The organism is Mycobacterium sp. NGS54, from assembly GCF_059812465.1.
The window spans coordinates 554,261-567,905 of the sequence record NZ_JCALCS010000003.1 but is presented as its reverse complement, the minus strand read 5'-3'; the positions used below and the strand labels follow the sequence as shown (position 1 = coordinate 567,905).

10 protein-coding genes are annotated in these 13,645 nt (G+C 66.8%); 7 read left to right on the top strand and 3 right to left on the bottom strand.

From position 1 onward, the window contains the following. Nucleotides 1-14: 14 nt before the first annotated feature. The 3 genes from AC5Y5E_RS11605 to AC5Y5E_RS11595 all read right to left on the bottom strand — a co-directional run bounded on the left by AC5Y5E_RS11605 (nt 15) and on the right by AC5Y5E_RS11595 (nt 4,248). Nucleotides 15-2,945 carry an MMPL/RND family transporter gene (locus AC5Y5E_RS11605; protein WP_499903122.1) on the bottom strand — a complete coding sequence of 977 codons (2,931 nt, stop codon included), beginning with the start codon at nt 2,943-2,945 and terminating at the stop codon, nt 15-17. Continuing rightward, on the bottom strand, nt 2,942-3,457 hold the full coding sequence (locus AC5Y5E_RS11600) for an MmpS family transport accessory protein (RefSeq protein WP_499903121.1): 516 nt from the start codon (nt 3,455-3,457) through the stop codon (nt 2,942-2,944). Before AC5Y5E_RS11600 ends, AC5Y5E_RS11605 begins: the two co-directional genes overlap by 4 nt. Before the next feature lie 86 nt (nt 3,458-3,543). Next, nucleotides 3,544-4,248, bottom strand: a complete 705-nt coding sequence (locus tag AC5Y5E_RS11595) for a TetR/AcrR family transcriptional regulator (protein WP_499903120.1) — start codon at nt 4,246-4,248, stop codon at nt 3,544-3,546. A 286-nt stretch (nt 4,249-4,534) separates the two neighbouring features. Here AC5Y5E_RS11595 and AC5Y5E_RS11590 point away from each other — a divergent pair, with 286 nt between their 5' ends. From AC5Y5E_RS11590 to AC5Y5E_RS11560, 7 genes are read left to right on the top strand one after another with little or no spacing between them, the layout of a single operon-like run. Then, entirely contained in the window at nt 4,535-4,957 is a 423-nt protein-coding gene (locus tag AC5Y5E_RS11590) for an MmpS family transport accessory protein (RefSeq protein ID WP_499903119.1), read from the top strand. Continuing rightward, a complete protein-coding gene (locus tag AC5Y5E_RS11585; protein ID WP_499903118.1) occupies nt 4,954-7,842 on the top strand; it encodes an MMPL/RND family transporter in 2,889 nt (962 codons plus the stop codon). The genes AC5Y5E_RS11590 and AC5Y5E_RS11585 overlap by 4 nt, the downstream gene beginning before the upstream one ends. 31 nt (nt 7,843-7,873) lie before the next feature. Further along, entirely contained in the window at nt 7,874-9,556 is a 1,683-nt protein-coding gene (locus tag AC5Y5E_RS11580) for a cytochrome c biogenesis protein DipZ (RefSeq protein WP_499903117.1), read from the top strand. A 36-nt stretch (nt 9,557-9,592) separates the two neighbouring features. After that, on the top strand, nt 9,593-10,891 hold the full coding sequence (locus AC5Y5E_RS11575; protein WP_499903116.1) for an NAD(P)/FAD-dependent oxidoreductase: 1,299 nt from the start codon (nt 9,593-9,595) through the stop codon (nt 10,889-10,891). Further along, nucleotides 10,885-11,592 carry a DUF1365 domain-containing protein gene (locus AC5Y5E_RS11570; RefSeq protein WP_499903115.1) on the top strand — a complete coding sequence of 236 codons (708 nt, stop codon included), beginning with the start codon at nt 10,885-10,887 and terminating at the stop codon, nt 11,590-11,592. Before AC5Y5E_RS11575 ends, AC5Y5E_RS11570 begins: the two co-directional genes overlap by 7 nt. Beyond that, a complete protein-coding gene (locus AC5Y5E_RS11565; RefSeq protein WP_499903114.1) occupies nt 11,589-12,860 on the top strand; it encodes a class I SAM-dependent methyltransferase in 1,272 nt (423 codons plus the stop codon). The genes AC5Y5E_RS11570 and AC5Y5E_RS11565 overlap by 4 nt, the downstream gene beginning before the upstream one ends. Next, the gene (locus AC5Y5E_RS11560; RefSeq protein WP_499903113.1) at nt 12,857-13,645 is read left to right on the top strand and encodes a DUF1295 domain-containing protein; all 789 of its coding nucleotides are present in this window, start codon (nt 12,857-12,859) and stop codon (nt 13,643-13,645) included. The genes AC5Y5E_RS11565 and AC5Y5E_RS11560 overlap by 4 nt, the downstream gene beginning before the upstream one ends.

Here is a 13,645-nt window from a genome sequence, read left to right as displayed (position 1 = left end):
ACCCGCACACAAGATCAGCGCGGTTGCACCACCCCGCCCGCCGGGCGCTCCTCGACGCCGCTGAGGATCAGCTCGCGCACGGCGGGACGCGGTCCGTACGGCCGCAGCATGGTGCTGGCGGGCCGTGGTCGCACGTGCTGCGGCCACCAGAACCAGCGCCCGAGCAGGGTGGCCAGCGACGGTGTCATGAACGACCGCACGATCAAGGTGTCGAACAACAGACCCAGCGCGATCGTCGTGCCAAACTGAGCCATAATCAGCAGCGGGCTGAACGTGAACGTGGCCATGGTCGCGGCGAACACCAGACCGGCGGAGGTCACCACCGAGCCCGAACCGGCCATCGCGCGGATCGTCCCCGTCTTGAGCCCAGCGTGAATTTCCTCCTTGAACCGCGAGATCAGCAGCAGGTTGTAGTCCGAGCCGACCGCCAGCAGCAGGATGATCGCCATCGCGAGCACCATCCAGTGCAACTTCATGCCCAGGATGTACTGCCATAGGAGCACGGAGAGTCCGAACGAGGCACCCAGTGACAGCAACACCGTACCGACGATGACAACGGCCGCCACGACGCTTCGGGTGATCACCAGCATGATGATGAAAATCAGTGTGGCTGCGGCAATTGCGGCGATCAGCAGGTCGATGTCAGAGCCGTCGTGCATGTCCTTGTATGTCGCGGCGGTACCGCCGAGGTACACCTTGGAGCCCTCCCAGGGCGTGCCCTTGATCGCCTCGTGCACGGCCTGCTTGATCGGTTCGATGTGGCTGATGCCGTCGGGACTCGCCGGGTCGCCTTCATGGGAGATGATCAAGCGCACGGCGTGCCCATCCGGCGAGATGAACTGTTTGAGACCCCGCGCGAAATCCGGGCTCTTGAACGCCTCCGGCGGAAGGTAGAAGGTGTCGTCGTTCTTGGCCTTGTCGAAGGCATCGCCTTGGGCGGTGGCGTTGTCGGACTGCGCTTTCGCCTGTTCGTTGAGACCCGTGGTGGTCGCGTAGTTCGACATGACGGTGTCGAGGTTGTGCTGCTGGCTCTCGATCTGCGGCGGTATCAGCGCCACCAGCTTCGGCTGGATCTGATCCAGCTTGTCCAGGTTCGCGCTGAGGTTCACGATGTTCTGCGCCACCTGGTCGATGCCATCGAGCGCGTTGAAGATCGACCGGATCGCCCAGCAGGCCGGAATGTCGTAGCAGTGCCGCTCCCAGTAGAAGTAACTGCGGATCGGCCGGAAGAAGTCGTCGAAGTTGGCGATGTCGTCGCGCAGCGACTCGGTGATCTGCACGGTTTCCTTGGTGAGCCTGGTGGTTTCGTGCGTCGTGTTGCTCAGGTCCTGGGTCACCTGCATCTGCTCATGCAGCGTGGCCATGGTCTTCTTCAGCTCGTCCGCCTGCTTGAGCAGGTTTGCCGCCTGCTCTTCCTGATAGTGCTGGGTCTGGATCCGCCCTGCGGCCTGTGCACCCATCTGAAAACCGAGGGTGCTGTGGTCGAGCGGCGTGCCCAACGGTCGGGTGATGGTCTGCACCCGTCCGATACCGGGGATGTGGAACACCGCCTTGGCCACCTTGTCCAGGATCAGGAAATCGGCCGGGTTACGCAGGTCGTGATCGGTCTCGATCATCAACAGTTCGGGATTGAGCCGAGCCTGGTCGAAGTGCCGGTCCGCGGCGGCATAACCGACGTTGGCCGGGGTGTCTGCCGGCAGGAAGTGGCGGTTGTCGTAGTCCGTCTTGTAGCCCGGCAGGGCGAGCAGACCAACCAGTGCGATCCCGATGGTCACCGCGAGAACCGGTGCGGGCCAGCGGACGACCGCGGTGCCGATGCGGCGCCAGCCCCGGGTCTGCAGCTTGCGCTTCGGATCCATGAGCTTGAAGAATGACGCCACGGTCAGCACTGCGGGGCCCAGCGTCAAGGCCGCGAGCACCGCTATCAACATGCCGATGGCGCATGGTGCGCCCAATGACTGGAAATACGGCAACCGGCAGAAGCTCAGGCAGTACATCGCGCCGGCGATCGTCAGGCCCGACCCGAGCACGACATGCGCGGTGCTATGGAACATGGTGTAGAAGGCTTGTTCGCGGGTTTCCCCCAGGCCGCGGGCCTCGTGGTAGCGCCCGACCACGAAGATCGCGTAGTCCGTTCCGGCGGCTATCGCCATCATCACCAAGATATTGTTGGCGAACGTGGAGAGTCCGATGATGTCGTTGTTGGCCAGCAAGGCGACGACGCCTCGGGCCGCCAACAATTCGACGAAGACCATGAACAACACGGCCACGACGGTGACGAGCGAGCGATAGACGAAGAGCAGCATGATAAAAATCACCAGGATCGTGACCATGGTGACTATCGCGACACCCTTCTCGCCCGCGTGGGACTGGTCGGCAAACAACGGACCAGCGCCGGTGACGTACGCCTTGATCCCCGGCGGGGCGGGCACCGAGTTGACGATCTTGCGGACGGCGTCGGCGGACTCGGCGGATAGGCCGCCGCCCATGTTGCCGGCGAGGTAGACCTGGACGTAGGCGGCCTTCTGGTCGTGGCTCTGGGAACCCGCGGCGGTCAGCGGATCGCTCCAGAAATCCTGCACGTGCTGAACGTGTTTCTTGTCTTGCTCAAGGCGCCTGACGATCTCGTCGTAATAGGCGTGCGCTTCCGGCCCGAGCGGCTTGTCACCCTCCAGCAGGATCATGGCCGAGCTGTCGGAGTTGAACTCTTTGAACGTCGATCCGACCTTCATCATCGACTGGAAGGATGCCGCGTCAGTCGGACTCATCGACACCGAGTGGGTCTTGGAGACGGCCTCCAGCTGCGGGGCCGCGGTGTTGGTGACGAACACGATGCCCAACCACACCAGGACGACCGGCACGGCAAGCCGATGGATCATCCGCGGCAGGAACGGCGGAATCAGCGGCTGATCGACGCGCGGCGGAACCACGCCCGGCTCGCTCATGCGGACTTGTCCAAGCAGTAGACGAAGGGGTTCACGTTTTCGTTGGAATCCGAGCGATTCGGAGCCTTGATGACGTCACCGTGCCCGTCGTGGTTGTTCACGACGAACTGGCAGGCGATCCAACTGCCGTCGCCTTGCGCCACCAGGTTTGCCGGGATGCCGGGCTTTGTCGAACTCAATATTTTGCTCCAGGGCAAGGGCACGTTGAGGGCCTGCTGCGGATGGGAATTTTCGTCGAGGTAGTTGACGGTTGCCGTGCTGCCCGGTGAGCCCCACACCTCGAGCGTGATCGTCTTGGCGTTGAACTCGTCGAGGACCTCGCCCGAGGTGCCACCACCGAACGAACCCTTGTGTACGCCGAAGACACCGTGCAACCGGTACACCACGAATCCCGACACCGCGACCACGGCCACGATTGTGAGCACCAGCCAGAAACGGCCCAGCAACCCCTTCTTCTTGACGCGCTTTGGGGCGACCTTGTTGCCCTCGCTGCCGGCGGAGCCCTGCTTCATCAGCGGCTCCGTCCTCGGCTCAGGCGCCGAGCGGCCGGACAGCTCGACATCCTTCGCACCGGTTGCAGTTCGCCAAACCATGGCGCTCATGCCTCCCTGTTCGGTCGCGGGGACTCGGTGACGAGGCCGATGCACGTTGCCGTGAGCACCCGGGTGAGGGCGGACGGGAATTCGATGTTCCACTCGGGCACCAGCACCTCCGGCTCGTCGGCGTAGGCGTTGGTGAGTCGCTCCGGCGGATTGGCGATGTGCCAGAAGGCGGCGGCCAGCGAGTAGGCGGCAATCAGGATGTCGAAGGAGCCGGACCGGCCGAGCGCCGGCAGCGCGCGCTCGATCGCGTCGGCCAGCGCGACGGCGGCCGCGGAAATGGTGCGCCTGATGTCGACGACCCGCTCGACCTCCACCTCGTGCTCGAGGTGCAGGTGCAGGTTGGCGAGCAGGTCGCAGAACAGCGGGTCGGCCCCCAGCCCGTTGGCCAGCGTCTCGGCCACCCGCGCCGGTGACATCGGACCGGGCTCGCCGAGCTGCTCGCACACCGTGGTCGACCAGCGCACCCAGCCTTCGGCGGCGAGGTGCAGCAGGACCTCCTTGTGCGAGGTGAAGTAGCGGCGCACGGCGGAATAGTGGATTCCGGCGCGACCGGCGACGGCGGTCAAGGTGACCGACGCGACGCCCGTCTCGAGCGCCAGTGACCGCGCGGCCTCGACGAGTGCCGCCGCACGCTGGCGCTTGTTCTCCTCCGTGCGGGCGCGCTGGAAGGTCAGTTGCGCCATCGGGCGAGGATAACGCACATCGCGTGATTTGTATAACGCACGCCGTGTGATTTGTCCCAGGTCACAGCTCGCAGTCGATTTCCGGTTACGCACGTGATATGCGTTACAATCCAGGGCGCGAGGGGAAGGAGTCAACGGTCCCGGACCGGGCGACAATTCGGCCGTGATTTACTTAGGTAAGCCTTGGCTGTTCTCACCGGGATCGGCGGACGGGCGCAGCACGGCGATCCGTAGTTGACCACGTTCGGCGGCGACGGACCGCACGCAGAACTACCGACCGCTGAAAGGGATTCCAATTTTCAAGGTGCTGTCCCGAACGTGGATTCCACTGGTCATCGTGGCGGTCGTGATGGTCGGTGGCTTCATCGTGTATCGGGTCCACGGTTACTTCGGCTCGGAAAAGCGCGAATCGTATGCCGACAGCAACCTGCAGAATCCCAAGCCGTTCAACCCGAAACGGATTGTCTACGAGGTGTTCGGGCCGCCCGGAACGCTCGCCGACATCAGCTATTTCGACGTGAACGCCGACCCGCAGCGCATCGACGGGGCACCGCTGCCGTGGACGCTGCGCGTCACCACCGACAAGGCGGCCATGATGGGAAATCTCACGGCGCGGGGCGATAGCGACAGCATCGGCTGCCGCATCACGGTGGACGACGTGGTCAAGGCCGAGCGAATCTCCAACGGGGTCCACGCCTTCACCTTCTGCGTGGTGAAGTCCGCGTGAGCACGAAATTCGCCGAATTCGCGCGCGACACCCACCCCGAGCGGCCGCGCATCGCGCGGACCATCCACACCCTCGCGGTGCCGATCATCCTGTTCTGGGTGGGCGTCGCCGTCGTCCTGAGCCTGTTCGTCCCGTCGCTGGAAGTGGTCGGCCAGGAGCGGTCGGTGTCGTTGAGCCCAAAGGACGCACCGTCTTTCGTGGCGATGAAACAGATCGGCCACGCGTTCAACGAGGGCGAGACCGACAGCTCGGCGATGATCGTGCTGGAGGGTAGCCAGCCCCTCGGCGACGACGCCCACAGGTACTACGACACCATCATCCGCAAGTTGCGCGACGACAAGGCGCACGTGCTGAGCATCCAGGACTTCTGGGGCGATCCGCTCACAGCGGCGGGCGCGCAGAGCAACGACGGCAAGGCCGTGACCGTGCAGGTCAATCTCGCCGGTAACCAGGGCGAGCCGTTGGCCAACGAATCCGTCGAATCCGTCCGCAAGATCGTGAACAGCGTGCCCGCGCCGCCCGGGGTCAGGGCGTACGTCACCGGGGTCTCGGCGATGGCCGCGGATCTGCACCACAGTGGCGACAAGTCGATGGTCAGGATCACGCTGACGACGGTCGCGGTGATTTTGATCGTGTTGCTCTTCGTCTACCGGTCGATCCTCACCGTGATCCTGTTGCTGATCACGGTGGGTTTCGAATTGACCGCGGCGCGGGGCGCCGTCGCGGTGATGGGGCACTTCGGGCTCATCGGGCTGTCCACCTTCGCGGTCAGCCTGCTCACTTCGCTGGCGATCGCGGCCGGGACGGACTACGGCATCTTCATCGTCGGCCGCTATCAGGAAGCCCGCCATGCCGGCGAGGACCGGGAATCGGCGTTCTACACCATGTACCGCGGGACGGCCCACGTCATCCTCGGCTCCGGTCTGACCATCGCCGGGGCGATGTTCTGCCTCAGCTTCGCGCGGATGCCGTATTTCCAGACCCTCGGCATTCCGTGTGCGGTGGGGATGCTGCTCGCGGTGCTCGTCGCGCTCACGTTGGGCCCCGCGATCCTCACCGTCGGCAGCCGGTTCGGCATTTTCGACCCCAAGCGCAAGCTCGGGGTCCGGGGCTGGCGCCGGGTCGGCACTGCGGTGGTCCGCTGGCCGCTGCCGATCCTCGCGGTCACGTTCGCCGTCGCCCTCGTCGGTCTGCTGACCCTGCCCGGCTACCGGGCCAACTACAACGACCGCGAGTACCTGCCCAGCACCATCCCCGCCAACGCGGGCCTGACGGCCGCGGATCGCCACTTCTCCCAGGCCCGGATGAAGCCGGAGATCTTGATGATCCAGGCGAACCACGACATGCGTAACCCGACCGACTTCCTGGTGCTGGATAGGTTGGCCAAGGGTATCTTTCGGGTCCCGGGGATCTCCCGCGTCCAGGCGATCACCCGGCCCGACGGGACGACGATGGACCACACGTCGATCCCGTTCCAGATGAGCATGCAGAACGCCGCTCAGACGCAGACCATGAAATACCAGCGCGATCAGATGGACAACATGGTCAAGCAGGCCGACGAGATGACCAAGACGATCGCCAACATGCAGCGGATGTACGACTTGATGACGCAGCTCGTCGGCACCACACACCGCATGGTCGGCGACACCGAACAGATGCAGCAGATCACCAACGAGCTCCGGGACCGCATCTCGGACTTCGACGATTTCTGGCGGCCGATCCGCAGCTACTTCTATTGGGAGAGGCACTGTTTCGACATCCCGATCTGCTGGTCGATTCGCTCGATATTCGACGCGCTGGACGGCCTGGACCAGATCGACGAGAAACTCAACACGTTGGTCGGCGACATCAAAGACCTGGATCGGCTGATGCCGCAGATGGTCGCCCAATTCCCGCCGATGATCCAGACCATGGTGAACATGCGGACCATGATGCTGGACATGCACAGCACCATGTCCGGGATCTTCGACCAGATGGACGAGATGAGCGACAACGCGACGGCGATGGGCCACGCCTTCGACGCCTCCAAGAACGACGACTCCTTCTATCTGCCGCCGGAAGTGTTCAAAAACAAAGACTTTCAGCGCGCCATGAAGAATTTCCTGTCCGCCGATGGGCACGCGGCGCGGATGATCATTCTGCATCGGGGTGATCCCGCGTCGGCCGAGGGCATCGCCAGCATCGACAAGATCCGCACCGCGGCCGAGGAGTCGCTCAAGGGAACCCCGCTGGAGGACGCCAAGATCTACGTGGCCGGAACGGGCGCCGTCTTCAAGGACATCTCCGAGGGCGCCAAGTGGGACCTGGTGATCGCCGGAGTCTCCTCGCTGTGCCTGATTTTCATCATCATGCTGATCCTGACCCGTGCGCTGGTCGCCGCCGCGGTAATCGTTGGCACGGTGGCGGTTTCGCTGGGCGCCTCGTTCGGGCTGTCGGTGCTCGTCTGGCAGCACATCCTCGGCATCGATTTGCACTGGATGGTGCTGGCGATGTCCGTGATCGTCTTGTTGGCCGTGGGCTCCGACTACAACCTGTTGTTGGTCTCCCGGTTCAAGCAGGAAATTCATGCCGGTCTGAACACGGGCATCATCCGGTCGATGGGCGGTACCGGCAAGGTGGTGACCAACGCGGGCCTGGTGTTCGCGTTCACGATGGCGTCCATGGTCGTCAGCGACGTACGGATCGTCGGGCAGGTGGGCACCACCATCGGGCTGGGCCTGATGTTCGACACGCTGATCATCCGCGCGTTCATGACCCCGTCCATCGCCGCGTTGCTGGGCCGCTGGTTCTGGTGGCCGATGCGGGTGCGCTCCCGCCCGCTGCGGTTTCCGTCGCAGCCGGTGCAGCCCCATCCGCCGGACCGCTCCCTGGCCTACAGCGACTGATCCGTAGCCGCATCAGCTCCGAATAACAGCCATGCCCACCGTCGCGTTGATCGGATTCCTCGGCGGCCTGATCACCGGCGTCTCGCCGTGCATCCTGCCGGTGCTTCCGGTGGTGTTCTTCTCCGGGGCCGGCAGCACCCGTGACAGCAGCCCGGCGGCCCGGCCGTACCTGGTGATCGCCGGGCTGGTTTGCAGCTTCAGCGCGGTCACCCTGGCCGGCTCGGCTTTGCTGTCGGCGCTGCACCTGCCGCAGGACGCGATCCGCTGGGCCGCGCTGGTGACGCTGGCACTCATCGGCCTCGGGTTGATCTTCCCGCCGCTGGCGCACCTGATCGAGCGCCCGTTCGCCCGCATCCCGCTGCCTTCGCTCGGCTCGAATAGCCTGAGCCGAAACGGTTTTGGGCTGGGCCTGACGTTGGGCGCGCTGTATGTGCCGTGTGCCGGGCCGGTGCTGGCGGCCATCGTCGTCGCCGGCGGCACCGCGTCCATCGGGCCGCCGGTGCTGCTGTTGACGGCGGCGTTCGCGATCGGCACCGCGCTGCCGCTGCTGGTTTTCGCGCTGGCCGGGCGGCGCCTGGCCGAGCGCGTCGCCGCATTCCGCCGCCGGCAACACGTGATCCGGGTCGCCGGCGGAATCACGATGATCGTGCTGGCCGTGGCGCTGGTCTTCAACCTGCCCGCCGCGCTGCAGCGCGCCGTCCCCGACTACACCACCGCGATGCAAAAAGACATCGGGGCCAACCAGATTCGCCACCAGCTGGGCGGCGCGGTGAAGGGCCAGCTGGCCGACTGCACCGACGGCGCCGCGGCCTTGCAGCAGTGCGGGCCGGCACCCGCCGTCACGGGGATCACCGAGTGGCTCAACACCCCGGGCGGCGCGCCAATCGACCTGGCCTCGCTGCGCGGCAAGGTGGTCCTGATCGACTTCTGGGCGTACTCGTGCATCAACTGCCAGCGCGCCATCCCGCACGCGGTGGGTTGGTACGACCGGTATCGCGACGCCGGTCTGGTCGTCATCGGGGTGCACACACCCGAGTACGCGTTCGAACGGGTTCCCGCCAACGTGGCCAGCGGCGCCGCCGCGCTGCACATCGCCTATCCCGTCGCGCTGGACAACGACTACGCGACGTGGAACGCCTACCAGAACCTGTATTGGCCGGCCGAGTACCTCATCGACGCCAACGGGACGATCCGCCACACCAAGTTCGGCGAGGGCGACTACGACACGACCGAAAAGCTGATCCGCGAATTGCTCAGCGCCGCCAACCCGGACGTCAAATTGCCCGCCCCGACGAACGCGGTGGACGCCACCCCGCGGACCAGGCTCACGCCGGAGACCTACCTGGGCGCCGGCAAGGCCGTCAACTACGGCGGCGCCGGCGACTACCGGGCGGGCACCGCCACGTTTGCCTACCCGGCGACGCTGCCCGACGACCGGTTCGCGCTGCGCGGCCGCTGGACGCTGGACGACCAGGGCGCCACCGCCGAGAGCGACGACGCCGCCATCCGGCTCAACTATACCGGCAAGAGCGTCTACGTCGTCGTCGGCGGCACCGGCACCATCACCGCGACAAGGGGCGGCAAGACGACCGCGACACCGATCGGCGGGCCGCCCACGCTGCATCAGATCGTCTCCGACGACACCGCGCACCGCGACCAGCTGGACATGCGGGTCGCTAAAGGCCTGCAAGTGTTTTCGTTCACATTCGGCTGAGCCCGTCCGGCGCGCCGGTGGCTCCGAATAACGGGTGTGGATCAGCCAGAAAGCCGCTCGGTCGCGGTGATCGGCAGCGGCGTCGCCGGCCTCACCGCCGCCTACGTCCTGTCCGGGCGCGACCGGGTCACCCTGTACGAGGCCGACGCGCGACTCGGCGGCCACGCGCACACCCACTATGTGGACGACGGCGACGGCCGGGTCGTCGCCGTCGACTCGGCGTTCCTGGTGCACAACGACCGGACCTACCCCACGCTGTGCCGATTGTTCACCGAGCTCGGCGTCGCGACCCAGGAGTCTGACATGTCGATGTCGGTGCGCGCCGACGACATCGGGCTCGAATACGCCGGCGCCCTTGGTGTTCGGGGCCTGTTCGCCTGCCGGCAGTCGCTGCGGCCCCGCCATCTGCTGATGCTCGCCGAGATCCTCCGCTTCCACCGCGCCGCGACCGGCCTGCTGCAAGACCCAGCCCAGGACGACCTGGAGACCCTCGCGGCCTTCCTGAACCGGCACCGCTTCTCCCCGCACTTCGTCGACTACTTCATCACCCCGTTGGTGGCGGCGGTGTGGTCCTGCGCCGCGGGCGATGCCCTGCACTATCCGGCCCGATACCTGTTCGTCTTCCTCGCCCACCACGGCATGCTGTCGGTCTTCGGTTCCCCGACGTGGCGGACCGTCACCGGCGGCTCGGCGAATTACGTGCGGGCCATCGCTTCCCGCCTGCATCGGGTGTCTACCGGGACGCCGGTGCACTCGCTGCGCCGGCTGATCCACGGGGTGCTGGTGCGCGCGGGCGGGGAGGCGCCGCGGATCTTCGACGCCGCCGTCGTCGCGGTGCACCCCGATCAGGCGCTGCTGCTGCTCGACGGCGCGACCCCGCGGGAGCGCGCCGTCCTGGGCGCCATCGGTTACTCGACCAACCGGGCGCAGCTGCACACCGACGAGTCGGTGTTGCCCCGCCACCGCCGCGCCCGCGCCTCGTGGAACTACCTGGTGACACCCGGAACGGACCACGTGGTGGTCAGCTATGACATCAGCCGGCTGATGCGGCTGGACGCCAAGCGCCGCTATCTGGTCACCCTGGGTGGCGGAGACCGCGTCGACCCCGCCTCGGTGATCGCCGAGATGACCTATAGCCACCCGCTCTACACGCCGGACTCCGTTGCGGCCCAAGCAAAATTGGCCAGCCTCGACGACGATCGGGTGGTGTTCGCGGGCGCCTACCACGGCTGGGGATTCCACGAGGACGGCGCCGCGTCCGGGCTGCGCGCGGCCCGCCGGCTCGGCGCCGATTGGCCCGCCGCAGCCCGGCGCGGGGCGGTGGCCCCATGTTGACGCCGGCGATCTACCGCACCATCATCACCCATTCGCGGCGGGCGCCGGTGCACCACTCGTTCGAATACCGAAGTTACAGCTGGTATGTCGACATCGACGACCTTCCCCGCCTGCCCTGGTGGCTGCGACCGTTTGCAAGATTCCATGCCGAAGACCACTTTTCGGGCGATTCGAGCGGCTCGCTGCGCGAAAGGCTCGGCGCCTTCTTCGCCGACCACGGGCTGCCGGTGCCCGAAGGCCGCGTCACCGCGCTGCTGCAGGCGCGCGTCTTCGGCTACGTCTTCAACCCGCTGAGCATCTTCTGGTGCCACGACCGGGACGGCCGGTTGTGCCATGTGATCGCCGAGGTGCACAACACCTACGGCGAGCGGCACGCCTACCTGTTGCCGCCGGCCGATCTGCCCGTCGCGACGGCGAAGAACTTTTACGTTTCGCCGTTCAATCAAGTCGACGGCTACTACTTGGTGCGGGCGCCGAGACCGGGCGACGAGGTGGACGTCACCGTGGACCTGCACCGAGACCGCCGCCCGGCGTGCCCGGTCTTCACCGCCAGCCTGCGCGGGCTGCGCCGGCCGGCCACCACGAGACAGGTCGCCGTCATGCAGTTCATCGCGCCGCTGGCACCGCTGACGGTGTCCGCACGGATCCGGATAGAGGGGATCAAGTTGTGGTTGCGTCGAGTTCCGGTGGTATCGCGATGAGCGTCGCGACCGTCGAAACACCTACGGCGGCAATTGATCCGGTCCGCTGGCCCGCGGTCGTGCGCGTGCCGTCGGGCCCGCTTGCCGCGGCGTCGGGCGTCGTCGCCGGCCGGCTGCTGCGGCGCGCCGCGGCCCGCCTGCCGCTGCGCCTGGTCTACCCCGACTCCACGGTCGTCGGCGCGGCCGACCCGACGGCGCCGACCCTGTTCATCCACCGGCCCGCGGCGCTGGCGCGCCGCATCGGGCGGTACGGCCTGGTCGGCTTCGGCGAGTCCTACATGGCCGGCGAATGGTCGTCGAACGACCTCACCGGCGCCCTGGCGGTGTTGGCCGCTTCGGTGGCCGACCTGGTGCCGGCCACCCTGCAGTGGCTGCGGCCGCTCGCTCCCGCGTTCCGGCCCCGTTGGCGCGCCCCCAGCCGGGAGCGGGCCCGGCGCAACGTCGCCGAGCACTACGACCTGTCGAACGAGTTGTTCGCCGAATTCCTCGACGAGACAATGACATACTCGGCCGCGCTGTTCGACCGGCTGCCGGCCGCGCCGGAGGACCTGGCCGCCGCGCAACGCCGCAAGATCGACCGGCTGCTCGACGCGGCCGGGGTGCGACGCGGCAGCCGCGTCCTCGAGATCGGCACCGGCTGGGGCGAGTTGTGCATCCGGGCGGCCGCCCGCGGCGCGCGCGTCCGCTCGGTCACCCTGTCGGTCGAGCAGCAGCGGCTGGCGCGGCTGCGGGTCGCCGCGGCGGGCCTGTCGGACCTGGTGGAGATCGAGCTGTGCGACTACCGCGACGTCACCGGCAGCTACGACGCGGTCGTCTCGGTCGAGATGATCGAGGCTATCGGATACCGTTCGTGGCCAACGTATTTCACCGCGGTCGAGCGTCTGGTGCGGCCCGGCGGGCGCGTCGCGATCCAGGTGATCACGATGCCGCACGACCGGATGCTGGCCACCCGCAACACGCACACCTGGATCCAGAAGTACATCTTTCCCGGCGGGCTGCTGCCGTCCCCGGAGGCGATCTCCGCTATCACCGGGCGGCACACCGGATTACGCACCGTCGAGGCGACCTCGCTGCGCGCGCACTACGCCGAGACGCTGCGGCTCTGGCGAGAACGGTTCGTGATGCGGCGAGATGCGCTGGCGTGCCTGGGTTTCGACGAGGTGTTCGCCCGCATGTGGGAGCTGTACCTGGCGTACTCGGAGGCCGGGTTCCGCTCGGGCTACCTTGATGTGTATCAGTGGACGTTCACCCGGGAGGGCGGCCGATGAGCGCATCGAACCTCGTCAATCTCCTGCAGGTCAGCGCCGCCTCGCTGCTGGCGCTGGCCGCCGTGCACACGGTTGCCTTCGCCGTCGGCCGGCGGATCGGGCGCTACAACGTCGTCGACGTGGCGTGGGGCGTGGGCTTCGTCGCCATCGCGGCCGTTGCCGCCGCGCTCGGCCACGGCGACGCGACCCGGCGGTGGCTGCTGCTGGCGTTGGTGGCGATCTGGGGGCTGCGGTTGAGCTGGCACATCCAGCGCAAGACCGCAGGCAAGGGCGAGGACCCCCGCTACGCCGCCCTGCTCCGCGGCGCCACCCTCGCCCAGATCGTCCGCAAGGTCTTTGTGCTGCAAGCCCTGATCACCTGGTTCGTCTCGGTGCCGCTGCAGCTGTCGTCGGTGACGGCTCCCACGGTGGGACCGTTCAGAGCGGTCATGGCGGCGGGGGTGGCGGTGTGGCTGGTGGGATTCGCGTTCGAAGCCGTCGGCGATCAGCAGCTGCGGACCTTCAAGTCCGACCCGGCGAACCGCGGCGCGGTGATGGACCGCGGCCTGTGGGCCTGGACGCGTCACCCCAACTACTTCGGTGACGCGGCGGTGTGGTGGGGGCTGTGGCTGATCACCGTCAACGGCTGGTTGCCTCTGGTCACGGTCGGCTCGCCGCTGCTCATGACGTACTTCCTGGTGCATGTGAGCGGCGCGCGGCTGACCGAGAAGCTGATGGCCGGGCGCCCCGGATTCGACGAATACCGGGAACGGACGGCGTATTTCTTTCCCCGGCCACCGGGATAG

What these genes read in the sequence shown, in the direction of transcription:
- AC5Y5E_RS11580 (WP_499903117.1), top strand. Translation starts at nt 7,874, where the DNA reads ATGCCCACCGTCGCGTTGATCGGATTCCTCGGCGGCCTGATCACCGGC.
- AC5Y5E_RS11560 (WP_499903113.1), top strand. Translation starts at nt 12,857, where the DNA reads ATGAGCGCATCGAACCTCGTCAATCTCCTGCAGGTCAGCGCCGCCTCG.
- AC5Y5E_RS11605 (WP_499903122.1), bottom strand. Translation starts at nt 2,945, where the DNA reads ATGAGCGAGCCGGGCGTGGTTCCGCCGCGCGTCGATCAGCCGCTGATT.
- AC5Y5E_RS11570 (WP_499903115.1), top strand. Translation starts at nt 10,885, where the DNA reads ATGTTGACGCCGGCGATCTACCGCACCATCATCACCCATTCGCGGCGG.
- AC5Y5E_RS11565 (WP_499903114.1), top strand. Translation starts at nt 11,589, where the DNA reads ATGAGCGTCGCGACCGTCGAAACACCTACGGCGGCAATTGATCCGGTC.
- AC5Y5E_RS11600 (WP_499903121.1), bottom strand. Translation starts at nt 3,457, where the DNA reads ATGAAGCAGGGCTCCGCCGGCAGCGAGGGCAACAAGGTCGCCCCAAAG.